The 26,585-nt window shown below is 62.6% G+C and carries 30 protein-coding genes; 17 read left to right on the top strand and 13 right to left on the bottom strand.

The annotated features are described in order from the left end of the window. Nucleotides 1-99 precede the first annotated feature (99 nt). From ATY75_RS25575 to ATY75_RS25560, 4 genes are all read right to left on the bottom strand, one after another. Nucleotides 100-2,055, bottom strand: coding sequence for a TetM/TetW/TetO/TetS family tetracycline resistance ribosomal protection protein (locus ATY75_RS25575; protein WP_088939695.1), 1,956 nt, complete (start codon nt 2,053-2,055; stop codon nt 100-102). A gap of 380 nt (nt 2,056-2,435) precedes the next feature. Next, nucleotides 2,436-3,701: an NAD(P)/FAD-dependent oxidoreductase gene (locus ATY75_RS25570; RefSeq protein ID WP_088939803.1), complete on the bottom strand. Its 1,266-nt coding sequence runs from the start codon at nt 3,699-3,701 to the stop codon at nt 2,436-2,438. 251 nt (nt 3,702-3,952) lie between these two features. Further along, entirely contained in the window at nt 3,953-4,489 is a 537-nt protein-coding gene (locus ATY75_RS25565) for a BA14K family protein (RefSeq protein WP_088939694.1), read from the bottom strand. 262 nt (nt 4,490-4,751) lie between these two features. Continuing rightward, entirely contained in the window at nt 4,752-5,216 is a 465-nt protein-coding gene (locus ATY75_RS25560) for an Lrp/AsnC family transcriptional regulator (protein WP_088939693.1), read from the bottom strand. A gap of 156 nt (nt 5,217-5,372) precedes the next feature. Here ATY75_RS25560 and ATY75_RS25555 point away from each other — a divergent pair, with 156 nt between their 5' ends. From ATY75_RS25555 to ATY75_RS25535, 5 genes are all read left to right on the top strand, one after another. Beyond that, nucleotides 5,373-6,092: an aspartate/glutamate racemase family protein gene (locus ATY75_RS25555; protein WP_088939692.1), complete on the top strand. Its 720-nt coding sequence runs from the start codon at nt 5,373-5,375 to the stop codon at nt 6,090-6,092. A 234-nt stretch (nt 6,093-6,326) separates the two neighbouring features. Continuing rightward, a complete protein-coding gene (locus ATY75_RS25550) occupies nt 6,327-7,244 on the top strand; it encodes a bifunctional helix-turn-helix transcriptional regulator/GNAT family N-acetyltransferase (RefSeq protein ID WP_088939691.1) in 918 nt (305 codons plus the stop codon). 60 nt (nt 7,245-7,304) lie between these two features. After that, complete coding sequence (locus tag ATY75_RS25545) at nt 7,305-7,922, top strand: TetR/AcrR family transcriptional regulator (RefSeq protein ID WP_088939690.1); 618 nt, start codon at nt 7,305-7,307, stop codon at nt 7,920-7,922. A gap of 92 nt (nt 7,923-8,014) precedes the next feature. Further along, nucleotides 8,015-9,223, top strand: coding sequence for an MFS transporter (locus tag ATY75_RS25540; protein WP_088939689.1), 1,209 nt, complete (start codon nt 8,015-8,017; stop codon nt 9,221-9,223). 85 nt (nt 9,224-9,308) lie between these two features. Beyond that, nucleotides 9,309-9,542, top strand: coding sequence for a DUF6429 family protein (locus tag ATY75_RS25535; protein WP_088939688.1), 234 nt, complete (start codon nt 9,309-9,311; stop codon nt 9,540-9,542). 45 nt (nt 9,543-9,587) lie between these two features. Here the strand turns inward: ATY75_RS25535 and ATY75_RS25530 are convergent, their stop codons facing one another. Further along, nucleotides 9,588-10,004 (bottom strand): helix-turn-helix domain-containing protein, encoded by a 417-nt coding sequence (locus ATY75_RS25530; protein ID WP_088939687.1) that lies wholly within the window; start codon nt 10,002-10,004, stop codon nt 9,588-9,590. Between the two features lie 133 nt (nt 10,005-10,137). Between ATY75_RS25530 and ATY75_RS25525 the strand changes: the two genes are divergently transcribed. After that, entirely contained in the window at nt 10,138-11,043 is a 906-nt protein-coding gene (locus tag ATY75_RS25525) for an SDR family oxidoreductase (RefSeq protein ID WP_088939686.1), read from the top strand. 144 nt (nt 11,044-11,187) lie between these two features. Here the strand turns inward: ATY75_RS25525 and ATY75_RS25520 are convergent, their stop codons facing one another. Beyond that, nucleotides 11,188-11,940, bottom strand: coding sequence for a pyridoxine 5'-phosphate synthase (locus ATY75_RS25520; RefSeq protein WP_088939685.1), 753 nt, complete (start codon nt 11,938-11,940; stop codon nt 11,188-11,190). A gap of 444 nt (nt 11,941-12,384) precedes the next feature. Here ATY75_RS25520 and ATY75_RS25515 point away from each other — a divergent pair, with 444 nt between their 5' ends. Then, a complete protein-coding gene (locus ATY75_RS25515; RefSeq protein WP_088939684.1) occupies nt 12,385-13,077 on the top strand; it encodes a MerR family transcriptional regulator in 693 nt (230 codons plus the stop codon). A gap of 60 nt (nt 13,078-13,137) precedes the next feature. On the opposite strand, the gene ATY75_RS25510 is transcribed toward ATY75_RS25515, so the two are convergent. After that, entirely contained in the window at nt 13,138-14,265 is a 1,128-nt protein-coding gene (locus tag ATY75_RS25510; protein WP_071087645.1) for an ATP-dependent RecD-like DNA helicase, read from the bottom strand. 70 nt (nt 14,266-14,335) lie between these two features. Then, nucleotides 14,336-15,262, bottom strand: coding sequence for a LysR family transcriptional regulator (locus ATY75_RS25505; RefSeq protein ID WP_088939683.1), 927 nt, complete (start codon nt 15,260-15,262; stop codon nt 14,336-14,338). A 131-nt stretch (nt 15,263-15,393) separates the two neighbouring features. On the opposite strand from ATY75_RS25505, the gene ATY75_RS25500 reads away from it, so the two are divergent. The 4 genes from ATY75_RS25500 (at nt 15,394) to ATY75_RS25485 (ending at nt 18,756) form a co-directional block, all read left to right on the top strand. Beyond that, nucleotides 15,394-15,873, top strand: a complete 480-nt coding sequence (locus ATY75_RS25500; RefSeq protein WP_064839436.1) for a carboxymuconolactone decarboxylase family protein — start codon at nt 15,394-15,396, stop codon at nt 15,871-15,873. Between the two features lie 68 nt (nt 15,874-15,941). Next, nucleotides 15,942-16,697 carry an SDR family oxidoreductase gene (locus tag ATY75_RS25495; protein WP_088939682.1) on the top strand — a complete coding sequence of 252 codons (756 nt, stop codon included), beginning with the start codon at nt 15,942-15,944 and terminating at the stop codon, nt 16,695-16,697. 62 nt (nt 16,698-16,759) lie between these two features. Further along, nucleotides 16,760-17,176: a cupin domain-containing protein gene (locus ATY75_RS25490; protein ID WP_088939681.1), complete on the top strand. Its 417-nt coding sequence runs from the start codon at nt 16,760-16,762 to the stop codon at nt 17,174-17,176. Nucleotides 17,177-17,271: 95 nt separating this feature from the next. Further along, on the top strand, nt 17,272-18,756 hold the full coding sequence (locus ATY75_RS25485) for a cyclic nucleotide-binding domain-containing protein (RefSeq protein WP_088939680.1): 1,485 nt from the start codon (nt 17,272-17,274) through the stop codon (nt 18,754-18,756). On the opposite strand, the gene ATY75_RS25480 is transcribed toward ATY75_RS25485, so the two are convergent. After that, nucleotides 18,757-19,245 (bottom strand): Rrf2 family transcriptional regulator, encoded by a 489-nt coding sequence (locus ATY75_RS25480; protein WP_088939679.1) that lies wholly within the window; start codon nt 19,243-19,245, stop codon nt 18,757-18,759. Nucleotides 19,246-19,483: 238 nt separating this feature from the next. Here ATY75_RS25480 and ATY75_RS25475 point away from each other — a divergent pair, with 238 nt between their 5' ends. The 3 genes from ATY75_RS25475 to ATY75_RS25465 are packed head-to-tail and all read left to right on the top strand — an operon-like array spanning nt 19,484 to nt 21,193. Then, nucleotides 19,484-19,864 (top strand): hypothetical protein, encoded by a 381-nt coding sequence (locus ATY75_RS25475; protein WP_088939678.1) that lies wholly within the window; start codon nt 19,484-19,486, stop codon nt 19,862-19,864. Nucleotides 19,865-19,898: 34 nt separating this feature from the next. After that, a complete protein-coding gene (locus tag ATY75_RS25470; protein WP_088939802.1) occupies nt 19,899-20,414 on the top strand; it encodes an RNA polymerase sigma factor in 516 nt (171 codons plus the stop codon). Beyond that, nucleotides 20,411-21,193: an anti-sigma factor gene (locus ATY75_RS25465; RefSeq protein ID WP_088939677.1), complete on the top strand. Its 783-nt coding sequence runs from the start codon at nt 20,411-20,413 to the stop codon at nt 21,191-21,193. Before ATY75_RS25470 ends, ATY75_RS25465 begins: the two co-directional genes overlap by 4 nt. 3 nt (nt 21,194-21,196) lie before the next feature. Here ATY75_RS25465 and ATY75_RS25460 read toward each other — a convergent pair whose 3' ends face one another. Genes ATY75_RS25460 through nthA form a run of 3 tightly spaced genes read right to left on the bottom strand, consistent with a single transcriptional unit; the run spans nt 21,197 to nt 22,873 of the window. After that, nucleotides 21,197-21,568 (bottom strand): nitrile hydratase accessory protein, encoded by a 372-nt coding sequence (locus tag ATY75_RS25460; protein ID WP_088939676.1) that lies wholly within the window; start codon nt 21,566-21,568, stop codon nt 21,197-21,199. Beyond that, nucleotides 21,555-22,214: a nitrile hydratase subunit beta gene (gene nthB, locus ATY75_RS25455; protein WP_088939675.1), complete on the bottom strand. Its 660-nt coding sequence runs from the start codon at nt 22,212-22,214 to the stop codon at nt 21,555-21,557. The genes ATY75_RS25460 and nthB overlap by 14 nt, the downstream gene beginning before the upstream one ends. Continuing rightward, nucleotides 22,211-22,873 (bottom strand): nitrile hydratase subunit alpha, encoded by a 663-nt coding sequence (nthA, locus tag ATY75_RS25450; RefSeq protein ID WP_088939674.1) that lies wholly within the window; start codon nt 22,871-22,873, stop codon nt 22,211-22,213. Before nthA ends, nthB begins: the two co-directional genes overlap by 4 nt. A gap of 346 nt (nt 22,874-23,219) precedes the next feature. On the opposite strand from nthA, the gene ATY75_RS25445 reads away from it, so the two are divergent. After that, entirely contained in the window at nt 23,220-24,494 is a 1,275-nt protein-coding gene (locus tag ATY75_RS25445) for an SDR family oxidoreductase (RefSeq protein ID WP_088939673.1), read from the top strand. Further along, on the top strand, nt 24,494-24,970 hold the full coding sequence (locus ATY75_RS25440) for a DUF2269 domain-containing protein (protein WP_088939672.1): 477 nt from the start codon (nt 24,494-24,496) through the stop codon (nt 24,968-24,970). Before ATY75_RS25445 ends, ATY75_RS25440 begins: the two co-directional genes overlap by 1 nt. Here the strand turns inward: ATY75_RS25440 and ATY75_RS25435 are convergent. Further along, nucleotides 24,962-25,555 carry a LysE family translocator gene (locus ATY75_RS25435; protein ID WP_064839467.1) on the bottom strand — a complete coding sequence of 198 codons (594 nt, stop codon included), beginning with the start codon at nt 25,553-25,555 and terminating at the stop codon, nt 24,962-24,964. The two genes, ATY75_RS25440 and ATY75_RS25435, sit on opposite strands and share 9 nt — an antisense overlap. 147 nt (nt 25,556-25,702) lie before the next feature. Between ATY75_RS25435 and ATY75_RS25430 the strand changes: the two genes are divergently transcribed. Then, nucleotides 25,703-26,551, top strand: coding sequence for an aldo/keto reductase (locus ATY75_RS25430; protein WP_088939671.1), 849 nt, complete (start codon nt 25,703-25,705; stop codon nt 26,549-26,551). Nucleotides 26,552-26,585 lie beyond the last annotated feature (34 nt).

The following is a 26,585-nucleotide window of genomic DNA, read 5'->3' as shown; positions in this document are numbered from 1 at the left end:
GGGCGAAGCCTCGAAGCATCACCCGCCAACGCCGCCTCTGCCGCCATGTCAGAGCGCCCGCCTCCTTTCTCCGAGGCTCCGGCCTTCGGCCGGCGCATCTCAGCATGAGGCTCGCGTGGACCGCAACCGCAGCAGATATTCGACCGGGTTGAACGGATCAGGCCCTGAACGCCGGCGCAGGCGCGGTGCCCCGGCCATAGCAGCATGGTGATCGAAAGCGGTGTCCATTGTCCCTGCGCCGCTCGTCAGGCCCGGCAATTGCTGCTGGACGCTTTGAACCATCTGAGACGCCAGAGTGCCTTCGAACCGCACCACGCCATCGGCGATCACGGAATGCGACGTCGCCGCAGCGGATTTCGCCAGCAAAGTGAGCACACTGCTCAGGCTCTCGACAGGCGCTTCCAGGTGAAAGCGATAGAAGGGCTCGCAGACGACCGTTTGCGCAGCCGAGAGCGCCGTCGCCAGCACTAAGGGCGTCAACTGCCGGAAATCGGCGGCGGTGCTTGCGGGCGAACTGTGCCGCGCCGCCGTCATCACCACGTGGCAATCGATGACCTGCCAGCCGAAAATGCCCTGTTTCAGCGTCTCGAACGCGGTTTCCTCGACCGCTCGGTAAAAAGCGATGGGCATCTGGCCGACTTCCACCTCCAGCGCGAAGCTGTTGCCGGCGCCGGCAGGACGCGGCTCGACCCGCAAACCGACGGTGGCCAGAAACGGATTCGGCTCCTTGAAGAGGATCTGCAAGCCGGCCCCAGTGCCGGCGGGTCTCTCGACCAGGATGACCGTGCTTTCCTCGAAAGCTGCTTCGAGGCCGAAATCCGTCAGCAGCGTCGATTGGATAACTTCCTTCTGCACCTCGCCATAGAGCGAGACAAAGACCTCATTCGTCTCCTCGGTCCGGCGCAGATTGATCAACGGATCCTGCTCAGCCATCTGGTTCAGCGCCAGCCAAAGCGCCGCGCTGTTCGAGGGCCGCCGGGCAAGCACGCGGGTTTCGAGCGTCGGCGAGGCAAAGTAAGCCCGCCCACCCGAAGCCGGATCGCCGCCCACCGCATCGCCGATCCGGACACCGGCAAGGCCGCTGACGCGGGCGATCTGGCCGGCGCAGAAGCTCGCGACGCCACGGCTGCGGCCGGCTTCAAACACATGGATCGCAGTCACCCGGTCGGCGCCCTTGGGCAGATCCAGATATTGCCGCAGCCGCACGGTGCCCGAAGTCAGGTAGAGATAGGCGTGCTTTTCACCACTCCAGCCACGCTCGATCTTGAAGATCTTGCCGGCGACCGGCCCGTCCGGATCAAGCCGCCGCTCGGGCAACAGCGTCGCGATAGCAGAGCTTAGTGCCGGCACGCCGGCGCCGGTCATAGCCGCCCCTGCGAAGACGGGATGCACCAGGCCCCTTGCCACCTGATCGGCAAGGCTGCGCCCGAGCCTTTCCGTCGTCAGTCGTTCGGGGGCGAGCACATAATCGTCGAGCAGCGTCTCATCGTTCTCGCCGAGCGCCTCGCAAAGCGCCGAAAAAAGCGGCTCGTTTCCCGGCGCCAGTGCCTCCACCCGGGTAAACTTGCTGCCGGCACCGATGACGGAAGACATGGCGATGGGACGCACCGCCAGTTGAGCGGCAAGCGCCTCCAGCACCTCGTGATACCGGGCGCCGAGGCGATCGACCTTATTGACGAAGAAGACGAAGGGAACGCCGAGCCACCGCAACGCCCGCACCAGCACACGCGTCTGCGCCTGCACGCCTTCGATCGCCGAAACGACGACGACCGCGGCATCGAGCAATCCAAGCACCCGCTCGACCTCGGCGATGAAGTCCGGGTGACCGGGTGTGTCGATCAGATTGACGGTCCTGTCGTCGATCGTAAACGAGACCACCGCCGCCCTGATCGTGATGCCGCGTTGTCGTTCGAGTTCGAGCGTATCCGTCTGTGTATTGCCGGTATCGACACTGCCAAGCTTGTCGATGACGCCGGCGTCAAAAAGCAGTCTTTCGGTAAGGCTAGTCTTGCCTGCATCCACATGGGCGAGGATGCCCAGATTCAAAGTGCGCATGAACCACCAACTTCTCAGAAATTCGGATGTGATTTTCGTGAGAAATGAGTCGGCGCATTGGAACCTCTATCCGTTGATGCGGCTGGATGCGGGCACCCCAGGTGGTGGTTGGGAGACGCGGCGGGATGCTAAGGCGGTGTGGGGAGATGTGTCAAGGTTGGGTGTGCGCCCCGGGCACAACGATCAGCCCTCATGGTGAGGGTGAGGAGCAAGCAATCGATCCAGTGAATCGATTGCAGCCTACGAACGCAGGGCCGTCTCGAACCACGAGGGCGGGTGGCTGCATGCCTATCCCTCGGTGAAACGTCGGTGGCCGGCCTCGTCCTTCGAGGCCCCTTCAGGGCACCTCAGGATGAGGCCGGAGAGACGGCACAGGACCCCTACCCCTCCTCCCGCATCGTCTCCCGCTGGGTGATCAGCCGGGCGCTGTGCTGGCCGCTGAGATAGATCCACAGCCAGCTCCAGGCGACGGAGAAACGGGAGCGGGTGCCGATCAGGAAGTAGATATGGGCAAGGCCCCAGATCCACCAGGCAATCCAGCCCTTCAGCTTGATGCGGCCGAAATCGATGATCGCCGCACTCTGGCCGATCGTCGCCAGGCTGCCTTGATGCCGGTAGCGGAAGGGTGCGGGCGCCGGCTTGCCCGACAGGCGGGCGCGGATGACCTTGGCGACGTAGCCGCCCTGCTGCTTGGCAGCCGGCGCGATACCCGGCACCGGTTTGCCGTCCTCACGCATGACCGAAGCCGTGTCGCCAATGACGAAGACGTCCGGCAGACCCGGCGCGCTCAGATCCTTTTCGACGACGACGCGCCCTGCCCGGTCGGCCGGCACGTCAAGCCAGCGGGCCGCCGGCGAAGCGGTGACGCCGGCCGCCCAGACGATCGTGCGGCTGGCGATAAATGTCTCGCCGATCCGGACGCCATCGGCGCGGCATTCGGTAACCGGCTTGCCGAGATGGATCTCCACCCCAAGCTTCTCCAGCGCCTTTTGAGCATAGGCCGAAAGCTCCTCGGCGAAGGCCGGCAGCACCCGCGGACCGGCCTCGACAAGCACGACGCGGGTCTTGCGCGTATCGATGTTGCGGAATTCCTTCGGCAGGGTGAAATGCGCCAGTTCGGCGATGATGCCGGCAAGCTCGACGCCGGTCGGCCCGGCGCCGACGATGGTGAAGGTCAGAAGCGCGTCGCGCACGGCGGGATCGGCCTCCATCTCCGCCTTCTCGAAGGCAAGCAGCACGCGCCGGCGGATTGTCGTCGCATCCTCCAGCGTCTTCAGGCCCGGCGCCACCGGCTCCCATTCGTCGCGGCCGAAATAGGCATGGGTCGCCCCGGTCGCCAACACCAGCGTATCGTAACCGAGAGTCATACCGTTGCGTAGCGACACCGTCTTGGCGCCGGTGTCGACATCGGTGACCTCGCCGAGGAGCACCGTCACATCGGGCCGATCGGCATAGAGGCGGCGGATCGGCCAGGCGATCTCCGAGGTGGAAAGAATGGTGGTCGCCACCTGATAGAGCAGCGGCTGGAAGAGATGATGATTGCGCCGGTCGACGAGCGTGACCTTCACACCCGCCCCCTTCAACCCGTTGACGAGTTGCAGCCCGCCGAAACCGCCACCGACAACGACGACATGATGATCGCTCACGCACTGCCCCTTTTGCGCCATTTCGCTCGAAACCAATGTGGCTTTTGCCGCGAATGTTGCAACCGCCGTTTCGGCATGCCTGCCCTGCGCCGCCGACGGCAGTCGGGGCGCACAGGATTATTGGTTTTCAGGTAATCGGGTCCGGCGAAGCTTATGGAGCGGAGATCAGAAAGAGTTATAGCTGCCCAGGCCGGGCCTCGGTTGAGGTGCAGCCTGGAACCAGTTCACAGCACAGATGCATAACCCGCCGATCAATAGGAACCGACGCACTGGCGACGGGGTCCATGATAGGGCTGGAAGGTATTGTCATAAGCCCTGTACGAACGATAGCGCGCATAGCACCAAGCCTCGTGGCTCCCGCCGCCTCCATAATAGGCTGACGATGCATAGGCGCGATAGGGCCGGCCGTAATAGCGGTAGGGCGCACCGTAATAGCCATAGGGCCGACCGTAGTAACCGTAGGGCCGACCGTAGTAACCGTAGGGCCGACCGTAATAGCCGTATGGCGATCCGTAATACGAGCCGTAATAGGGCTGGGCCAATGCGCCGCCTATGATCGTACCAACGGCCAGACCACCTAAGGCCCAGCCCCAGCCCGATCCATGCCCATGATGATAGCCGCCGTGATGGCCGCCACCCCAGTGGCCGCCTCGGCCACGCCATTGCACCTGCTCTATCTGCTGCTGAGGTTCGATCCTGGGTGGATTGATAGCCGGAAATGCCTGAGCCGGCGTGACGCCGGGGATCCCTATGATCAAGCATAACGCAGCGACGGTTAGCTTTCTCATGACTGTCCTCCTCTACTCCTCCAAGAGGAGAGAGTATCCTCCCCTCCTCCTGAACCAAAGGTGAACGTAGTATGTCAAAAAACTTCCATATAGCCACGAATTAATCGCTATCGATGGCGCGGAGAACTATCGGTTTCTCCTCTGGAGCATGATGCCGAGAAATGTGAGCGGTTTCGGATGGCGCCATGCCCAACTATTTAATGTAGAACAGGATTCAGATTTAGGCCGACCTGGCCTGAAATCATGCTGTTCTGGGCAACGATCACCGGGCATAGCCCACGGGTATCGCCATCCCATGTTTCAATTCTTCCATCGAGATCGACGCTGAGACGTCGAAGAGTTCCAGCTTGCGCACGATCTGCTTATAGATGACGTCGTAATGCTCGACGCGCGGCAGCGCGATCTTCAGGATGTAATCGTGATTGCCGGTCAACCGGTGTGCCTCGACGATCTCCGGGATGTCGCCGATGATCCTGCGGAAGGTTTCCGTCCATTCGTCGGAATGATGCGCTGTCTTGACGAGCGCAAAGACCGTCGTCGGCACGCCCATCCGCTCGCGGTCGAGCACGATGATGCGCCGAAGGATATGGCCGCTTTCCTCCAGCCGCTGGATGCGCCGCGAACAGGCCGAGACCGACAGCGCCACGCGCTCGGCCAGATCGGTCACGGATATGCCTGCATCCCTCTGCAGCATGTCCAGTATGCGTCTGTCGCGGTCATCCAGCATGTGTGTAAATCGTACCTCACGCGGTGATTTTGCGTAATTTACCGAAATTGCGCAAAATCATAGCATACATCCTCCATGGAGGACAAACAACGCAAACACCCCGCGCCGTCATTGCGGCATCATTTTCGAAAGTTCAATGCATAGGAGCATGAAGAGATGGAAACGATCGGCCTGATCGGCGGCATGAGTTTCGAAAGTTCGGCGGTTTATTACCGCCTGGTCAACGAGATGGTGCGCGCCCGCAAAGGCGGCCTTGCCTCGGCCGAACTCATCCTGCATTCGGTCAATTTCGAGGAGATCGTCGCTCTTCAGAAGGCCGGCGACTGGGCTGGAGCGGCCCGCCGCCTCGGCGAGGTGGCGGAACGCCTGGAGGCGGCGGGCGCCGGCTGCGTTCTGATCTGCACCAACACCATGCATCTGATAGCTGACGAGGTTGCGGCCAAGGTATCCGTGCCGCTGATCCATATCATCGACGAGACGGCGAAATCGCTGCGTGCCGCCGGCCGCAAGCGCCCGCTCTTGCTCGCCACCCGCTACACGATGGAGCATGGCTTCTACGCCGACCGCATGAAGAGCCACGGCCTGGATATCCTGGTGCCCGACGCCGCCGACCGCACCACCGTGCACGACATCATCTTCAATGAACTCTGCGCTGGCAGGGTGCACGACAGTTCGCGCGAAAAGCTGATCGACATCATCGACCGCGCCATGGATAACGGCGCCGACAGCATCATCCTTGGCTGCACCGAAATCTGCCTGATCCTCGATCCTAATCGCCTGCCATTGCCGGGCTTCGACACGACCACGATCCATGCCCGGGCGGCCGTCGAGTTCGCACTTGGCGCGGAGGACGCGGAAACGGAAGAGGCAGCGTGAGTGCGCAGTTAATTTAGTTGACCCAGTCAACCAAATGCATGACAAAGGTTTCCATCAGGAGATTTTAGTCAGTTGTTCGGACAGTCGCCAACCTCTCTTCCGTCATGCTCGGGCTTGTCCCGAGCATCTGCCTCCGTTCGATAGGGCAGCAGATCCTCGGCACAAGGCCGAGGATGACGCCGAGCGAGGAGCGAGCCTTATCACGTCTGGCCAGATCTCCATCTGGAGATCACCATGCGCGATATCGCCCTCATCGAAACCGCTCGCGATTTCAACCGCTTCTATACCAATTTCCTCGGCCTGCTGAACAAGGCCTATCTCGACTCTCCCTACACGCTGACGGATGCCCGCATCCTGTTCGAGATCGGCTCGCATGACGGCATCAGCGCCGCAGCCCTTGTCCGCGACCTGCATCTCGACCCGGCCTATCTCAGCCGCATCCTCAAGCGCTTTCGCGCGGAAGGGTTGATCGAGACCAGCCCTGATCCGGCCGATCTGCGCAGCCAGATCATCACTGTCACCGATCGGGGACGACAGCAGTTCGAGGAATTCGGCCGGCGCGCCAATGCCCAGATCGCCGCCCGTTTCGACAATCTGGCGATCGGTGAGCCACAAGCCGTCGTTTCGGCCATGGACACGATCCGCGCGCTGCTCGACCCGGCGGCGAAGCCCGCCCCCGCCATCATCCGCGCCCATCGCGCCGGCGATATCGGCTGGATCGTGCAAAGCCAGGGCCGCTTCTATGCCGAGGAATATGGCTGGGACCTGCGTTTCGAGGCACTGGTCGCCGAGGTTGCCGGCAAATTCCTCGCCAATTTCGATCCTGAAAAAGAATATTGCTGGATCGCCGAGCGCGGCGGCATCAATGTCGGTTCGGTCCTTGTCGCCAATGGCGGTGACGGCATCGCTAAACTGCGGCTGCTTTATGTCGACAAATCAGCCCGCGGCCTCGGGCTCGGCAAACTGCTGGTCGACGAATGCATCCGCTTCTGCAGGAAAAAGGGCTACAGCGAACTCCAACTCTGGACCAACGACATGCTGGAGACTGCCCGCGCCATCTACGTCAAATCGGGCTTCCGCCTTGTCTCCGAGGAGAGACATTGCATGTTCGGCCCCGAGGCGAACGGCCAGAACTGGGCCCTCCCCCTCTGACTTGCTGCGCTGCAAAAATTTCGCTTGATTTGGAAACGATCATTTCCTAATTAGGCGGACATGAACGCAACACCCCTTCACGAGAAGACTCGAAGCCGCGGCCGCCCGCGGGAATTCGACGCGGAGACCGCACTCGATGCCGCCCTGCTTGTTTTTTCCGAGCGCGGCTACCACGCCGCCTCGATCAGCGAGCTTACCGAAGCCATGGGGCTTGCCGCCGGCAGCGTCTATAAGGCCTTCGGCGATAAGCGCGGCATCTTCCTCGCCGCCTTCGACCGCTACCGCGCCGTGCGCCGAGGCTTGCTCAGAGCCGAACTGGATCGTGTCGAAACCGGCCGCGACAAGCTGCGTGCACTCGTCACCTTCTTTGCGGCCTCCTCGCACGGGCAGATCGGCAGGCAGGGCTGCCTCGTCGTCGGCAGCGCCAGCGATCTCGCCCTCTTCGACGAAGAGGCGGCCGAGCGCGTCGCCGCCGCCTTTGCGACCGACGAGACGCTTCTCGCAGACCTGATCTGCCTCGGCCAGTCCGACGGCTCGATTTCGGCGGAGCTCGATATATCAGCGACGGCACTTGCCCTCCTCTGCCTCACCAAGGGCATGCGCGTCATCGGCAAGACAGAGCGCAGCGGCGAAGAAATGGCCGCCGCTGCCGAAGCCGCGATGAAGCTGGTGACCTGACATTCCCCCCAGGGGAATGCCAGCGCCCGGAAACGGGTGGCCGCCGGCAGACCGATTTGCGATTAATCCTTTCAATCATACCGGAGTTTCCGATGAGCATTTCAGCCGCCGCACCGGATAAGGCCATTCCACGGGCACTCTCCCCCTGGCTCACCTTTCTTTTCGCCGCCGCCTGCGGGCTGGTGGCCGCCAATCTCTATTATGGCCAGCCGCTTGCCGGACCGATCAGCGCCGAGCTCGGCTTCACGCCGGCCGCAACCGGACTGATCGTCACGTTGACGCAGATCGGCTACGGCCTCGGCCTGCTGCTGATCGTGCCGCTCGGCGACCTCACCGAAAACCGCCGGCTGGTGCTGATGCTTGTGGCCGTCTCCGCTGTTGCGCTGATCGGCGCGGCGCTGTCGACGACGCCGACAGCCTTTCTCGTCGCCTCGCTCTGCATCGGCCTCGCCTCGGTCGCCGTTCAGGTTCTGGTTCCCTTCGCCGCCAACATGGCGCCGGATGCCACACGCGGGCAGGTCGTCGGCAATGTCATGAGCGGCTTGCTCTGCGGCATCATGCTGGCCCGCCCCTTCGCCAGCTTCGTCGCCGAGGCCTCCTCCTGGCACGTCGTCTATTACCTCACCGCGGGGCTGATGATCGTGCTCGCTATCGTCCTGCGCGCCAACCTGCCGGTCCGCCGGCCGAAGACGAAGCTGCGGTATAGCGAGTTGCTCGCCTCCATGGCGCATCTCGCGCTGACCTCCCGCGTGCTGCAGCGCCGCGCGCTTTACCAGGCCGGCATGTTCGGTGCCTTCAGCCTGTTCTGGACGACGACGCCCTTGCTGCTCGCTAGCCCGGCCTTCGGCCTGACGCAGAACGGCATCGCCCTCTTCGCGCTCGCCGGTGCTTCAGGCGCCATCGCCTCGCCGATCGCCGGCCGGCTTGCCGATCGCGGCATGACCAAGATCGCCTCGACGATCGCCATGCTGCTCGGCATGGCCTCCTTCCTGATCAGCCATTTCGCCGCCGACGGCTCGCTTGCCGCCCTGATCCTTCTGACGGTGGCGGCGATCATGCTCGATTTCGGCGTGACCACCAATCTCGTCTGCGGCCAGCGCGCCATCTATGGGCTGAACCCGGAACATCGCAGCCGGCTGAACGGCCTGTTCATGGCGACTTTCTTTGCCGGCGGCGCCCTCGGCTCGGCGCTCGGCGGCTGGGCCTATGCAACCGGCGGCTGGACAATGACCGCCTGGATCGGCTTCGCCTTCCCGGCGCTCGCCTTCCTGCTGTTCCTGACGGAAGGGCGCAGCAAGTAGGAAAGTCGGAGCCGATTCGGAACTATGCTCGGGTTAAAATAAGAGAACCGCAAGATCTCTCATTTTGACAAGGATGCTTCCCCGCATGGAAATGGATGAAGAAAAGATCGACGATGCCGTACTCGCATTGCTCTGGCTGACGCTGCATGACGGGGATCGGGCCTGGAAGGGTTTCGACTGGGACGTGATGGATCGTCTGCATCAGAAAGGTCTGATTGCCAATCCCGCCGGCAAGGCCAAATCCGTCGTTCTGAGCGACGAAGGCTTGCAGCGATCGGAGGAATTGTTCCGCACGCTGTTCATGCGACCGGAACGATAGTCGCCGGCCAAGGCCGCCCAGCCGCGCTAAAGATCGCGTCGCGCTTTAGCCATCGGCGGAATCGAAACGCGAACGGGCGGCGCGGACGGCATCGTGATTGGCTTCCGCCCAGTTCAACAACTGCGACAGCGGCAAGTAGAGCGAGCGGCCGAGCTCGGTCATCGAATATTCGACGCTCGGCGGCTTGGTCGGGAAGACCTCGCGGGCGATATAACCGTCCCTTTGCAGATCACGCAGCGTCTGCGTCAGCATGCGTTGGGAAATGTCGGGAAGCATCCGCCTGAGTTCGCCGAAGCGGCGGGGCTCGGCGGCCAGCACTTCGAGCAATAGCGTCGACCATTTGCCGCCGATCTGCTGCATCATGTCCCTGACCGGGCAATTGGAAAAATCGAGGCCGGCAAGATTGATCTCGCGCCGCGCCCCCGGCATCCTGTTCTTCAGACTGACGACGGCGCCGCTCATGTGCTGGTTCCCTTTTGGTAACGTAGAGCCGAAAAACTGCCTCCTTTACACCGCCAAGTCAATTCCTATTCTAGTGCTGCTCTCTTTTTGAGACCACCTATCAACACAGAGGCCAACGCAGAAGGAACTATCCATGAGCGAAACCATCTTGGTCACCGGCGCTGCCGGTCAGCTCGGCCAGCGTGTCATCCATCACCTCCTCGAGACCTACAAGGTCGCCCCAGGCACGATCGTCGCGGCCACCCGCAGCCCCGAAAAGCTCGCCGAGCTCGCAAACAAGGGCGTCCTCACCCGCAAGGCCGATTTCGATGACGCCGCCGGTCTGGAAAAGGCTTTCGCCGGCATCGACCGGCTGCTGATCATCAGCACCGATGCGCTGGATACGCCCGGCAAACGCCTCGCCCAGCACCAGGCGGCCGTCGCTGCCGCCGTCAAGGCAGGCGTCAAGCACATCGCCTATACCTCGATGCCGGCGCCGGACGATTCGCTCGTTACCTTCGCACCGGACCATCTCGGCAGCGAAAATGCTATCAAGGCGAGTGGCATCGCTCACGCGATCATCCGCGACGCCTGGTATCACGACAACTACATGCATAGCATGCCGCACAACCTGCAGGGCGGCAAATGGTACAGCGCCACGGGCGACGGCAAGGTCTCGACGATCTCGCGTGACGACTGCGCCCTGGCGATCGCCGCAGCGCTTGCCTCCGCCACATCGGACAGCGCCACCTACACGCTGACCGGTGCGGCGTCTCTGAACAACCGCCAGATCGCCGCCATCATCTCGGACGTCGCCGGCAAGCCGCTCGAAGTCGTCGACGTCAATGACGAACAGCTCGGCCAGGGCATGCGCGGCGCCGGCCTCCCCGGCTTCGTCGCCGACATGCTGGTCTCCGCCGACGCCAACATCCGCGCCGGCAAGTTCGACATCATCACTGGGGATTTCACTAAGCTGACGGGCAGGCAGCCGCAATCGCTGAAGGAGTTCTTTGTCGAGCAGAAGGCTGCTTTGACGGCAGCTGGAGGTAGTGGGCACTAACGCATTTGCGGACAGTGGCTTCCGACGCCCTCTTTCCGCTTTTGCGGAGAGAGGGTTTCATTGCAAGCGGAATTGGCGCGAGGCGTTGCTACACACCTCTTCTCCCCGTTGGGAAGAAGAGGGAGAAAACAGCATCGAGTCTTCTCAAACCGCCTGCCCACACGCCCGGCAGAAGCGCCGCACCGTCTCGGCCATACCATACTCAAGCGCATCGGCGGTCAGCCCATGGCCGATCGAAACCTCGGTAAGCGCTGGAATGCGCTTCACCAGACCCGGCAGGTTTGCGACCGTCAGATCATGGCCGGCATTGACGGCGAGGCCGATCGCCAGCGCCGCATCCGCCGTCCGGCCGAGCGCTTCGAGGATCGGGGCCGCCCGTTCCGGCGCGTCGTAACAGCCGCCATAGGGGCCCGTATAAAGTTCGATCCGGTCGGCGCCGACGGCCTTGGCGATCTCGACGGCTTCAGCATCCCCGTCTCCGTCGGCAAACAGCGAGACCCGGCATCCCATCGTCTTCAGCCGCGCGACGGCATCGGTGAGAAACGCCCGATGTTTGCGGAAATCCCAGCCGTGGTCCGAGGTCGCCTGCGCGGGATCGTCCGGCACCAGCGTCACCTGCTCCGGTGCTGCTCCGGCGCAGAGGTCAAAAAACTCCTCCGTCGGATAACCTTCGATATTGAACTCGGCCTCGGGGAATTCGTCGTCGATAAGGTTGCGGATGATGGGCAGGTCGGAAAAACGGATGTGCCGCTGGTCGGGGCGCGGGTGCACCGTCAGGCCGCTGGCGCCCGCGGCAAGCGCTATTCGCCCGAGCGCTTCGACGCTCGGCCATGGCAGGTCGCGCCGGTTGCGCAGCATGGCGATCGCGTTGAGGTTCACGGAGAGTTTGGCGGGCATGGCTGATATCCATCGGTGCTGAAACAGAGGCCTTGCTTTTAAGCCAAGTGCCTTGAGATGACCAACGAGATTCGCAGATGGATGCGATGTCGATCGTTGATGAGCATTGCTGTCGGTGGGGCATTACCCCTCCCCGCGTACCGCAAATAGTAATTCCCGTCACCCGTGAAGACAGTCGACCCACGCTGCAATGCAGCGCATGTTTTGCTGCAGCACACCCAGAAATCCGGTCGTTACGTTGCTATCCCATTTAAAAGAGATTACTTTTAGCACTTATAAAAAAGATCGTTCACGCATAACGTGGGCATTGTATCGCGTAAACGTAGGCCGCGTACTGCTTCTTTTCCCAATGACAAGAACGCCCAGAGGAAAACCCCACTCGCCGCGCCTGGGAAGCAACTGGCAAATCCGCATGAGGTGCAACACGATGCCCTAGGAGGGTTCATGCCAGACGGTTCCAAAAGCCTGTTTGCTGCCGCCGGTATCGCTTCGGAGGCCCGGTCGAAATACCGGTTCCTGCCTTCGGCCGCGCTGCCGCCGGATCTACCGGACGGTCCGGTGCCGATCGCCGATATGGCCAACGCATTCGGCGTTACGCACAGGACACTGCATTTCTACGAAGAAAAGGGGTTGATTTCCGCCAATCGCATCGGCCTGATGCGGGTCTACGGCCAGGATGACGTGATGCGCATGGCAGTCATCACCGTCTGCCGCGAGACCGGCATGCCGATCGCCGTCATCCAGGAATTGATGGACGAGCTTCGCAAGGCCGATTCGCAGGAAAGGGCCGAGGCGATGTTCCGCGAGGTGCTGCAGGTGCGCAAGCGCGAGCTGACGGCCGAGATGTCGACGCTGCACCGCCAGCTCCAGCAGGTCGGCGACCTTCTGGATTACGACGAGAATATCGAAGAGCCGCCGCTCAACGACAACCAGCACAGCGCAAGCCTGACCCCGCAGGAGCGGCGTTGCCTGGAACTGATGGCGGAGGGCTATTCCACCCAGCGAATCGCCCGGGCGCTCGACCTGAAGCATGATGAGACCAGGGATCTCGAAGCCGGAATCATCCTGAAATTCCGTGCCAACAACCGCTTCCAGGCAATCGCCAAGGCCGTGCTGCTGGGAATCGTGCAGGCCTAGTCCGATACGCGCCCGACGGCCGCCACCGTCGCCTTCCCAGATCGCGAGGCGCGATCGAGGTCAGCGCACGATCGTCAGCGTCTCCGCCGCGCGCGTGATCGCCGTATAGAGCCAGCGTTCCCGCGTATCGCGAAAGGCCCAGCTCTCGTCGAAGAGCACGACGTCGTTCCATTGCGAACCCTGCGCCTTATGAACGGTCAGCGCGTAGCCATAGTCGAACTCATCGTAGCGTTTGCGGGTGTTCCAGGGAATCTCGCCCTCGACATCCTCGAAGGCCTGTTTCAGGAGCTTGATCTTGGCAGCCCCCCGATCCATGTCGTCGTCCTCAGGCCGGACGAGCAGGTTGATGCCGGGTTTCGTCGTTTCCTTGGACGAGGTCATCACCTGCCAGAGCGAGCCGTTGAGCAGGCCTTTGGCGGGATCGTTGCGGAGGCAGACGAGCTTGTCGCCGGTCTGCGGATACTCGGCATTGAAGCCTTTCAACTCGCGCAGGCGCTGATTATAGCGCCGCCGCGTCCTGTTGGTGCCGACGAGCACCTGGTCGGCATCAAGGACCAATTGCTGCGTCACCTCGTTCTTCGAGATCACCTTGGCCGTACCGTAATCGCCATACATCACCTCATTGCCCTCACGCACCTGCATGGCGAGCTTGATGATCGGATTGTCGCGCGCCTGCCGGTGAATATCGGTGAGCAGGTAATCCGGATCCTGATTGGTGAAGTATCCGCCGCCGCTGACGGGCGGCAACTGGCCGGGATCGCCGAGTACCAGGATCGGCGTGCCGAAGCTCATCAGATCCTTGCCGAGCGCCTCGTCGACCATCGAGCATTCGTCGACGATGATCAGCGCCGCCTTGGCGACCGGGCTCTGCCGGTTGATCGAAAACATCGGCGCGATCGAGGTCTTGCCGGTTTCCTCGTCCTCGACTGCCTCCTCGCCGCGCGGCCGGTAGATCAGCGAATGGATCGTCTTCGCATTGGAGGCGCCGCGCGAACGCAACACTTGCGCCGCCTTGCCGGTAAAGGCGGCAAACAGCACGTCGCCGTCGACATTCTCGGCGAAATGCTTGGCAAGCGTCGTCTTCCCCGTTCCGGCATAGCCGAACAGGCGAAAGAGCGGCGAGCGCCCCTCATTCAGCCATTTCGAAACAGCCTTGAGGGCTTCGTCTTGTTGCGGCGCAAATTGCATGATCGGACGACTTGGCAGGATTCGCGGACGTTAGGCAAGGCGGAAAACCGCAAATCGCCCGGCGGGACGATCATCCGTCCCACCGCCGGTCCATGCCGCTGGCGCACATCGACGGGTTCTGCCCGATCGCGTCGGTCAAAAAATCCAGAACCGTCTTGACGCGCAGCGGCATGTTTCGTCTTGAGGGATAGACGACGGTGATCGGCAGCCGGCTCGGCTGAAAATCCTCCATCACGGGGATCAGCCGGCCGGCGGCAATATCGGGCAATGCGATGATATGGGAGAGCACCGCCAGACCCGCGCCGGCAAGCGCCGCCCGGTGAATGGCAACCGCGCTACAGGCGGTCAGCCGCGGCGCGATCCGAACCGAAATGTCTTCCGACCCATTGGAGAACGACCATGTCGCAACATCGCCAGCCCTGTCGTAGCACAGGCACTCATGCTCCTTGATGTCCTTCGGCGTCCTCGGCGGCGCCTTGCGCGCGAGATAGGCGGGCGATGCGGCGAGGAAGGCCGTCGTCCAACCGATCCGCCGGCAGACGAGGCTGCTGTCGGCGACCGAGCCAAGGCGCACTTCGAGGTCGAGGCGCTCCTCGATCATATCGGAACTTTGTTCCCTGAAGAGCAGTTCCACGGAGAGTTTCGGATGGGCGGCGAGAAGATCGCCGAGCCGCTCGCTGAGATAGAGGCCGAGCGGTGCCGGAACACTGAGCCTGACCTTTCCGGAAGCCATGGCTCCATCCGATCCAGTGGCATCGCCGAGCTCCTCCACCGCTGCGAGAATTTTGAGCGCCATCGGCAGCATCCGTTCCCCTTCCGCCGTCAGCGACAGGCCACTGGTCGTGCGGTGCAGGAGGCGGGTATTGAAATGGCCTTCGAGGGATGCGACCTGCCGCGAGACCGCCGGCTGCGTCACATCGAGATCATGTGCCGCCGCCGAAAACGAGCCCGTCTCGACGACGCGCTGGAAGGTCCGCAATGCCGAAACGATATCCATCTCTGCCCCTCATACTTTTGCGCATAGGCTTTATGCAGGCAGCCTAGGCGAGAATGGCTTTACAGTCCAGCAATTAAGGATATCTTTTATCCATAAGGATATTAAACATCCTTAATTAGAGGAGAAATGACATGAGCCAGCGATTGAACTATGCCCAGCAGTCCCCCGAGCTTTTCAAGAAATTCATGGAATTCAGCATGGCGCTGAGAAGCAGCGTCATCGACGAGAAGCTGCAGGCGCTCATCGAAATCCGCGCCTCGCAGATCAACGGATGCGGCTTTTGCCTCGATATGCATGTGAAGCAGGCAAAGATCCACGGCGAGACGGAGCTGCGGCTCCACCACGTCGCCATCTGGCGGGAATCGAACCTGTTCGTTCCCCGCGAGCGCGCCGCCCTTGCCTGGACCGAAGCGCTGACGAAACTTCCAGAAGGCGGCATTCCCGACGAGATTTACGAACGGGTTCGCGGCCAGCTTTCCGAAAAGGAAATCTCCGACCTGACCTTCGTCGTCATGGCCATCAATGCCTGGAACCGCGTCAATGTCGGCTTCAAGACCGTGCCCGGTTCGGCCGACAAGGCCTACGGCCTCGACAAGGCTGGCTTGAACTAAACCTTACAATTTATTGAGAAGATTCACCTTTGACGCCGCCGCACCCCGGCGGCGAACGGAGACCTGTTATGAAAATCGTTGTCATCGGCGGAACCGGCCTCATCGGTACGAAGACTGTCGCCCGCCTGCGCCAGAAGGGACATGAGGTGATCGCCGCCTCGCCGAACTCAGGCGTCAATACGATCACGGGAGAAGGGCTGGCAGAGGCGCTCGAGGGTGCCGAAATCGTGCTCGATCTTGCCAATTCGCCCTCCTTCGAAGACAAGGCCGTGCTCGAATTCTTCGAGACGTCGGGGCGCAATCTTCTCGCCGCCGAGAAAGCGGCAGGCGTCAAGCATCATATCGCGCTCTCCGTCGTCGGCACCGAGCGTCTGCAGGACAGCGGTTATTTCCGCGGCAAGCTTGCCCAGGAAAAGCTGATCAAGGCGTCGGGCATCCCCTATACCATCGTGCATTCGACGCAGTTCATGGAATTCCTGAACGGCATCGCCCAGTCGGGCACGGTCGGCCAGACGGTTCGCCTGTCGCCGGCCTATGTGCAGCCGATCGCCTCCGACGACGTCGCCGACGCCATGGCAGATGTGGCGCTCTCCGCGCCCGCCAACGCCACGATCGAGATATCAGGTCCGGAACGGGCGCGCTTGAGCGAACTGGTCGCCCGATATCTGAAGGCCATGAACGACCCGCGTGTCGTCGAGGCCGATCCGGAAGCGAAATATTTCGGAGTTCGGCTCAACGACCAGTCGCTCGTTTCCGACGACAGGCCGCGGCTCGGTTCGATCACCTTCGAACAATGGTTCGCGAAATCCGCCCAGCCGAAGTGATTTTGTCCCTGGACGCGGCCACTGGGACGCGTCCTGCCACCCCAGCAAAGTTGGAGATTCCCATGATCAGAGCTTCATTCCTCGCCGCCGCCCTCGTCTGCCTGGCGGCCACCGGCGCCGGCGCCCACGACAGCAGCAAATCTGCCAAGGTCACCCTCGTCTATGAGCACCCGCTTCCGAACGTGCCCGGCAAGAGCATCAAGGGCGTGCTGGTCGAATATGGTCCCGGTGGCTTCTCCGAAGGCCATACCCATCCCGACTCGGCTTTCATCTACGCCACCGTGCTTGAAGGATCGATCCGCAGCAAGGTCAATGACGGCCCGGTCAAGGTCTATCAGGCCGGCGAGAGTTTTTCCGAAATGCCGGGCGACCGCCACGGGGTCAGCGCCAACGGCAGCGAAACGAAACCCGCCCGCCTGCTCGCCGTGTTCGTGGTCGACACCAACCAGAAAGAACTGACCTACCCCCTCAAGAAATAAGGCGCCGCCAAACCCGTCCGCGCCGGGCCGATGCTTGCGCGGGCGGCCGACATGCTCAATCATATGCCGCCCGCCCCTCCCGGAGACAGAGACCGATGATCTACGACGCGCTCTTCGGCAAGCCTCTGACATCCCTGATAACAGTCGGCTTCGCCGGTATTGTCGTCTGGTACTGCCTCTCCAGCCAGCGACCGACCACCCGGCTGGTGGTGCAGATCCTCTTTTTTGCCGTGATGACGTTGATCCTCGTCGGCAGCGGCATCGAACCCCACCGGTTTCAAGGATATGGGGCCGAGGATCCGCAGGCCTTGCTCGTCATCGTCGCGAAAACGCTCTGGTGGATTCATCTGGCGTGGGCCGTCATCGGTTTCATCAGGCTGTATCTGGTTCTGGAAGGCAGCCCTCGGGAGGCCCGCCTGCTGCAGGATCTCGTCATCGGCGTCGTCTATATCGGCATGGCGCTGTCGGTTCTGGCCTTCGTCTTCGGCGTGCCGATCGGCACCCTCGTTGCGACCTCGGGCGTGGTCGCCATCATTCTCGGCCTTGCGCTGCAAAATACGCTCGCCGACGTCTTCTCCGGCATCGCGCTGACACTCGGCCGGCCCTATGTCATCGGCGACTGGATTCTTTTGAGCGATGGCACGGAAGGGCGCGTCGTCGAGAGCAACTGGCGCGCGACCCATATCCTGACCAGCGCCAACAATGTCGTTGTGCTGCCGAACAGCTTTCTGGCCAAGCTCGGACTGACCAATGTCAGCCGGCCGGACGAGAGCCATCTGCTGATCCTCACGATCCGCATCGCTCCGACACGGATGCCGGCATCGGTTCGCCACGTCATGGCAACGGCGCTGGCAAGCTGCAATTCCATCGTGCGCGAGCCGCCGCCGGTCGTTGCGTTGAAGGGACTGGACGCCACGGCGCTGGAAGTCGAGCTGCAGTTCCGGGTAACGAGCCCCAGCCAGCGTGTGCCGGCGCGAAACGAAGTGCTTGATCTCGTCTATCGCCACTGCAAATCGGCCGGCCTGCTTCTCGCCGTTCCGGCGGCGGCCTCGGTCCTGACCGGCGATCCGCCGACCGAAGAGAGCGCACGGCCGGCGCGTGTGACGCCGCTCGAACTGATCGAAGCCATTCCGATCTTTGCGACGCTGACGGCCGATGAAAAGCAAAAACTCGCCGAGACCGCCGCCGTGCGTGAATTCCGCAAAGGCGACGTGATCGTGCGGGAGGGCGAAATGCTGCCATCGCTGATGATGGTGCGGGCCGGCATTGTTGCGGCGCGGCACCAAGATGGGGAACGCGGGCGGCTCGCGCCGGGTGATTTTTTCGGCGAGACCGGACTGCTCGCCGGCATGCAGGAAGTCTGTACCCTGGAGGCTCTAACGCCGGTGACCGTCTATGAAATAGATCAGCAGGCCTTCGCGCCGCTGCTGAACGAGCGTCCGGCGTTGGCTGAGGAAATTGCCGAAGATCTCGCCAGCCGCGCGGAGCGCTTTCGCAACGGCGCCGCCCTGCCGGCGGAACCCGCCGCCCACAGCCCGCGTGCCATTCTGAAAACCATCAGGACCATCTTCAGGGGGTAATCAGCCGGCGCGCTTGAGAACCCATTCGAAGGTGCTCCGCCAGAGGTCAGCCGGCACTTCCTCGGACAAGGTGCCGACCAGGTCGGAAAGCCGGACGCGCCTCAGCGTATCGCGCCAGGCCTCGTCGGCTTCCCACATGACGCGGGCGACCGCGCAAGGCTTGCTGTCGCAATAGCCGGCCGGCCGGCAGGGATTGTTCTCCCGGATATTCGTGCAGGTGAAGCTGCGCGCCTTGCCCTCGACCGCCTCGACGATCTCGAGAAAATTGATCTCCGACGGCGCCCGGGCAAGCCTGTAGCCGCCGCTCGGGCCGAGTGTGGTCTCGACCAGCGATGCCTGCGACAGGCTCTGCAGCGCTTTGGAGAGATATTCCTTCGGCAGGCCATGAAGCTCGGCGAGCGCCTTGGTGGAAAGATACCTGCCCTCGGGCAGGCTCGCGAGAATGGCGCAGCAATGGAGCGCCCACTCGACCTGGCTTTTCAGGATCATTCAGCAACTCGCGTGATACTGGTTCTGCGACGGAATTAAGGATATACACTATCCGCAAATCGGCATGATGTAAATGACCGCGCAAACAGGCCTCCGCCCCTGCCCGCGGAATGTCGGCACGGGCTCCCGCGCGCCTCCTGCCCTAAAACTTTCCATGCGTCGGGAATAAAACCGCCGCGTCTCGTGTCTCATCTGAGGTATCGCAAAATTGCGTGCCCAGTTCTCAAGGAGAGACATCATGAAATCCGTGAAATTCCTGTCCGTCGTGGCCGCCGCGGCCCTCGCCGCAACCGCTGCTTTCGCAGCCGCTCCCGTCAAGGAAGTCGAATCGGCCAAGGGCAAGGTTCTTGCCGGCGAAAACGGCATGACCCTCTACACCTTCAAAAAGGACGCCAAGGGCGTTTCCAACTGCAATGACGATTGCGCCAAGAACTGGCCGCCGCTGATGGCCGCTTCCGGTGCCAAGGCCGATGGTGCATATTCGATCATCGATCGTAAGGATGGCACGAAACAATGGGCCAAGGACGGCATGCCGCTCTATTACTGGGTCAAGGACAAGAAGTCGGGAGACATCACCGGCGACGGCGTCGGCGGCAACTGGGACCTTGCCAAACCTTGATCGCGGGGGCCTTGATCATCAGAAAGCGGCTGGCGTGAAAACACCCGCACCCGAAAGTTTCGAGGGCCAGATCCTGGCCCTCCTCCCCTCGCTCAGGCGCTATTCGCGCAGCCTGACGAGTTCGGATGCCGATGGCGAGGATCTGCTCCAGGATTGCGTCGAGAAGGTGCTGGCGCGCCGCGGGCAATGGCGCGGCCTGAACCTGCGCGGCTGGGCCCTGACCATCATGACCAATCTCTACCGCAACGGCCGGCGCGGCAAGGCGCGCGACGCTGTCGTCGAACTCGACGCCGCAGGGGACCTCGCCGCACCCGAACCGCCGGCCGATCCGCTGGCGCGCGCCCGGCTCGACGATGCGCTGAACAGCCTTTCGGAGGAGCACCGCGCCGTGCTGATGCTCGTGGTCATCGAGGGCTACACCTACGGCGAAGTTGCCGCCGCCCTCGACATCCCGATCGGCACCGTCATGTCCCGGCTGTCGCGCGCCCGCCAGCGCGTCGCCGAGCGGCTGAAAGCCGATAACGTCATTACGCTTCGGAGACCGAAATGAACGAGACCAACCCGATCGTCACCGAAGCCGATCTTCACGCCTATGCCGACGGCCAACTGGCCGAAGCGGCGCGCGCGCGCATCGAAGCCTATCTTGCCGACAATCCCGACGAGGCGGCCCTGGTCGCTGAATGGCAAGCGCAGAATAGCGGCATCCGGTCGCTGTTTTCAGGGTATGAACAGGCGAAAGACACCGACGCCCTGCTCGTATCACCCCCGCGCACCGTCTCGTCGGCGTGGAGACGCCTGGCGATCGCCGCCGCGGCCCTCGTCGTCTTCGCGCTCGGCGCCGTCAGCGGCCATTACGGCCCGGCACTTCTGACAAAGCCGGAGCTGCAGCTTGCCGGCTCCGAAACCCTGCCGAAGCAGGCCGAGACCGCTTTCTTGGTTTATGCCGCCGAGGTTCGCCACCCGGTCGAGGTCTTCGCCGACGAGGAGGCTCATCTCGCCACCTGGCTCGGCAAGCGCCTCGCCATCCAGAACCTGAAGATCCCGAACCTGCAGCCGCTCGGCTTCAAGCTGGTCGGCGGCCGCCTGCTGCCCGTCGATGACAGACCGGGCGCCATGTTCATGTACGAGAACCAGGCCGGCGAGCGACTGACCGTCATCGTCGGCCGCAACACCGAAAACCGTACGACGAGCTTCCGCTTCGCCTCATCGGGCAATCTCGAGACCTTCTACTGGATCGACGGCGAACTCGGTTATGCCGTCACCGGCGAAATCACGCGTGAGACCCTGCGCGGTGTGGCCGAGGAATGCTATCGGCAGTTCCCTTCGTGAGAATCAGCGCTTTGGATCGTTGGCAAGTTCGATCGGCTGCCCATGCGGCGTGGCTTCGGCGGCCCGCTGCCAGCTCTGCTGCAGGTCGAGAATGGCAGATGCATCCGCTATGCCGCGGCTGACGAGCAGTTCGGAAAGGGCCACCACCCAGCAGTCGAAATAATCGCTGCCATCCTCGGCGCGATGAGGCTTGTGCAATTCCTTTGACAGGACTTCCGCCCATTCGCCCCAGGCGAACAGCCCCTTCTCGTGCAGATGCACCGTCATGGCGAAGGCGTCCGCCGCCCAAGGCTCGGGAAAGACCGGATCCCCCTCCGGCGACTTCGGTAACCCAAGCGATTGCGCCAGCTGAGACGGCGTCTCACAAATGCTCAAGATAACACTCCCACGCATCGATGGAGACCGTCAGCGACGGATCCGCGTCCTCGCCCCAGATCTCACCGCCGCCGAAGACGACCGTATAGAGCCATTGCGGATTTTCGCCGCGGCCATGCGCATTATCGTCGGGGAAGACGAAAGCGCCTTGCACCGCCTCGACGACGCCCGTCTTGGCGCGCGCATAACGCGGCAGCCGCGTATGGGTGGCCGGATTGAAATTCTTCGTCCTCACCGCCTCGCCGACCGCAAAGCGCGGGGCGGTTTCGACTGAACGATCGCAAGGCCCCCCTTTCGCCAGCGCGCCCGGCACCATCTCTGCCTTCAGCACCCGCTTCGGCACCGTGCCTGCCTGCAGCTTTCGCCCGGAGACCAGCTCCTCGAGCGTAGCAAAACCGTGCCTTGCGAGCAGCGTCTCGACACCGCGGATCCAGATCTCGTAATAGCTGGCGGCGAGATAATCGGCCGGCGGAATATTTTCGCGCGCATGCCGACTTTCATCGATCGTCCAGGCGCCGAAAGCGCCGCAGGAAAGTGTGATGCCGAGCGCCCGCTTTTCCCATTCGGCGTGGAAACAGGGCTCGTCCTTTTCGGGCGCGACAGGCCCGAAACCCATCTGCCCGCCGAGATCGTGCGGTCCGTTCATGTCAAAGCCTCCGGGCTGCCGGCAGCTGAAATCTTCGAGCTGCCGGCAATGGCCGTGCCGATCATCGCATCGCGGCTGACGAGGCCGGCCAGTGCGGCTTCGTCCATTCCGTCCGTGCCCTCAGGCCGCTCGGGGATCACGAGATAACGCAGCTCCGCCGTCGAATCCCAGACACGGATCTTTTTCCCCTCCGGCAGCGTCAGGCCGAATTCGGCAAGCACGCCGCGCGGATCGATGACGGCGCGCGAGCGATAGGCCGGCGCCTTGTACCACACCGGCGGCAGCCCGAGCACCGACCAGGGATAACAGGAGCAGAGCGTGCAGACGATGAGATTATGGGTCTCGGCCGTGTTGAAGACGGCGCGCATATGCTCGCCCTGCCGGCCGGTATAACCGAGGCTCGCAATCGCCGCTGTCGCATCACGCTTCAGCCAGTCGGCGAAATCGGCATCGCTCCAGGCCTTGGCGACGACATGCGCCCCGTTCCTCGGCCCCACCTTGGTCTCATAGGTCTCGACAATCGCATCGATCGCCGCCGGATCGATGAGACCCTTCTCCGTCAGCAGCGTTTCCAGCGCTTTGACGCGGGCCTGCATGTCGGAATAGTGGTTGTCGTGGTGGTGGCCGTGGTCGTCATTTTGGTCGTGGTCGTCGTGCATCGCAATATCCTCCCGGAACGCGGATAAGCGCCCCGTTTCCTCAAAGCTTGCGGCTTGCTCCCTCTTCTCCCCAGCGGGGAGAAGGTGGCCCGAAGGGTCGGATGAGGGGGCCGCACGGCACACCTGTCATGATTGCCCTTCGCTTGCGCTACGAGCATTCGCGGCTCTGCCGCTCACCCCCTCATCTGCCTGCCGGCATCTTCTCCCCGCGGGGGAGAAGGGAATCGTGGCAACGTCCCGCAAAACCCTAAGGCATGCTCATAAAGTCATCTTCCTCTTTCTATCATACACCACAACCCCGCCAAGCCCTTCTATGCGCTCTGATCTTTTCCGCTAATCTCCCGCCATGAACATTCTGATTCTCGGCGCAACCGGCTTCATAGGCTCCGTCGTCGCGGCCCGGCTCGTCGCCGATGGGCATTCCGTGACCGGGCTCGGCCGCAACCCCATGCGTGCCCGTCTGAAACAGCCGGCGATCGAATGGCGGCGCGGCGATCTCTCGCGCATGACAAAGCCCGAGGACTGGCAAGACCTCCTCAAAGACCGGCAAGCTGTCGTCAATTGCGCCGGCGCGCTGCAGGATGGGCTCTCGGACGATCTCTCGGCCACGCAGGCCGAAGCGATGCTGGCGCTCTATGCCGCCGCCAAACGGACATCGCAGCCTCTGATCGTGCAGATATCGGCAAGGACGGCGGGCGCGGCGGGCGACCTGCCCTTCCTCGCCACCAAACGGCGGGCCGACGAGGCGCTGGCAGCAAGCGGCCTGCCGCATCTCATCCTTCGCCCTGCCCTCGTTCTCGGCCGCAATGCCCATGGCGGTTCGTCGCTGCTCAGGGCGCTTGCCGCCCTCCCCCTGGCGCTGCCGCTCGTCCATGCCGAAAGCCCGGTCGAAACGCTGCCGGTGGACGATGTGGCGGAAGCCGTGTCGCGGGCGGTTGCAGTCGGCCTCCGCGGTGATATCGATCTCGCCGCCGACGAGACCCTGACGCTTGCCGATCTCGTCAGCCTTCACCGGCAATGGCTGGGCCTGCCCCCCGCCCGCGTCTTTTCCCTTGCGCCGTGGCTTGCAAAGCCCGTCATGTGGCTTGCCGATGCCGCAGGGCTGCTCGGCTGGCGTTCGCCGCTGCGTTCGACGGCGATGGCAGTCATGTCGGAGGGCATACGAAACGTAAAGGGAGAAAGCGGCCTCGTCGCGACATCCGCTGCGGCAACCCTATCAGCCAATCCATCCGGCGTGCAGGATCTCTGGTTTGCCCGGCTCTATCTGCTGAAGCCGCTCGTCATATCGGGGCTCTCCGCCTTCTGGCTGCTCTCCGGCCTGATCCCGCTGCTGGCGTTGCAGAAGACATCCGCCCATTTCCTGCCGTTCATGCCGGAGTCCACGGCCACCGCGCTGACGCTTGCAACTTGCCTGATCGACGTGACGCTCGGCGCTGCCGTGCTTTTCCGTCCGCTCGCCAAACGCGCGCTTCTCGGCATGCTGGCTGTCTCCTTCGCCTATCTCGCCGGCGCCAGCCTGCTCGAACCGATGCTCTGGCTCGATCCGCTCGGTCCCCTCGTCAAGGTGCTGCCGTCGATCTTACTGACGCTGACGGCCCTTGCCACACTGGATGAACGCTGATGCTCGAGCAATGGCTGCTGCTTGCCCATGTCATCGGCGCGACCGTGCTCTTCGGCACCGGCGCCGGCATCGCCTTCTTCATGGTGATGGCGCATCGCACGCGTGATTCCGTTCTGATCGCCCACGTCGCTGGAACCGTCGTCATTGCCGATACGATCTTCACCGCTACGGCCGCCATTTTTCAACCCGTGACCGGATATCTGCTGGTGCGCTCGATCGGCTGGGAGCTGACGGAGGGCTGGATCGCGCTGTCGCTGCTGCTTTATCTTCTCACCGGCCTGTTCTGGCTGCCGGTCGCCTGGATCCAGATCCGCCTGCGCGATTTCGCCCGCGCCGCAGCAGCATCGGGAGGCGCCCTGCCGCCGGCCTATTTCAGCCTCTACCGCATCTGGTTCGCCTGCGGCTTCCCGGCCTTCTCAGCCGTCATCGGCATTCTCTGGCTGATGCTGGCGAAGCCGTCGATCACCCTATTTTAGCATCGGCCAGAGGCTCGCCACCAGAAGCACCGCCATACTGATATTGAACCATTTCAGCCGCACCGGATCGGAAAGCCATTCCCGCAATGCCGAGCCGAAGCCTGCCCAAGTCGAAACGCTCGGCACGTTGACCGCCGCAAAGGCGAGGCCGACGAGAAGCACGCTGACGAGATAGAGTTCGGGATTGGTATAGGTCGCCATCGCGGTGACCGCCATCACCCAGGCTTTTGGATTGACCCACTGAAAGGCCGCCGCCGAAAAGAAAGACATTGGCTTGACGGCGCTCTTGCCTTCGCTAAGCGATCGCGACGAGGCGATCTTCCAGGCGATCCAGACGAGATAGGCGCCGCCGGCAAATTTCAACGCCGTATAGACTGCCGGCATCGTATGCAGCACCGCGCCAAGTCCAAGACCGACGCCGATGAGCAGCGAGAAGAACCCGACACCGATGCCGAACATATGCGGGATCGTTCTGCGGAAGCCGAAATTCACGCCCGAGGCAAAGAGCATCATATTGTTCGGCCCCGGCGTGATCGAGGTCGTGAAGGCGAAGAGAACGAGGGCGACAAACGTATCCAGCGGCATGAGACCTCCCGAACCGGCCTTTTCCAGCCTGTTCATTTAGGTCAGCATAACTGTCCAAAATTATCCATGCCATTGCATCATTGTCATGGTGACAGGATTACTGGAAAGATGGCGACACAGCCCAATCTTTTGCCGAGGAAGAAACCCATGCAGGACGACCCGATTCCATCCGTCAAATTCCCGAACGGCGCTGAGGTGCCTGCGCTCGGCCAGGGAACATGGGCCATGGGCGAGGATGCCGGCCATGCCAGGGCCGAGATCGAAAGTCTCAAGGCCGGCATCGATCTCGGCATGACGCTGATCGACACCGCCGAAATGTACGGTGACGGTGGCGCCGAGGAGATCGTCGGCCAGACGATCAGCGGACGGCGCGACGAGGTCTTCATCGTCAGCAAGGTCTATCCCTGGAATGCCAGCCTGAAAGGCACGATCGAAGCCTGCGAGCGCAGTCTGGAACGGCTCCGCACCGACCGCATCGATCTCTATCTCCTGCACTGGCGCGGCAGTCATCCGCTGGCCGAAACCGTCGCGGCCTTCGAAATGCTGAAGGCCTCAGGCAAGATCGGCGCCTGGGGCGTTTCCAACTTCGACACCGACGACATGGAGGAATTGCTCACCGTACCCGACGGCGCCAATGTCGCCGCCAACCAGGTGCTCTACAATCTCTCCCGCCGCGGCATCGAATTCGATCTCCTGCCCTGGTGCCAGAGCCGCCGCATCCCGGTTATGGCCTATTCACCGATCGAGCAGGGACATATCCTGCACCATCCCGAGCTGATCCACATCGCCAAGGCCTATCAGGCGACACCGGCGCAGCTGGCGCTGGCCTTCCTGCTCGAACGCGACGGCGTTATCGTCATCCCGAAAACGTCGAATCCCGAACGCGCGGCTGAGAACCGCGACTGCGTCTCGCTTGAGATCACCGATGAGGACTGGCAGGCATTGGACGCCGCCTTCCCGCCGACGGAAAGGAAAAAGCCGCTGGAGATGCTTTGATCTCCAGCGGCTTTCGGCACGATTGCACTGCCGG

Origin of the sequence: Rhizobium sp. N122 (assembly GCF_002211295.1) — a bacterium.
Lineage (GTDB): Bacteria > Pseudomonadota > Alphaproteobacteria > Rhizobiales > Rhizobiaceae > Rhizobium.
Note: the sequence above shows the minus strand (reverse complement) of the source record. Positions and strands in the feature narration are given on the sequence as shown.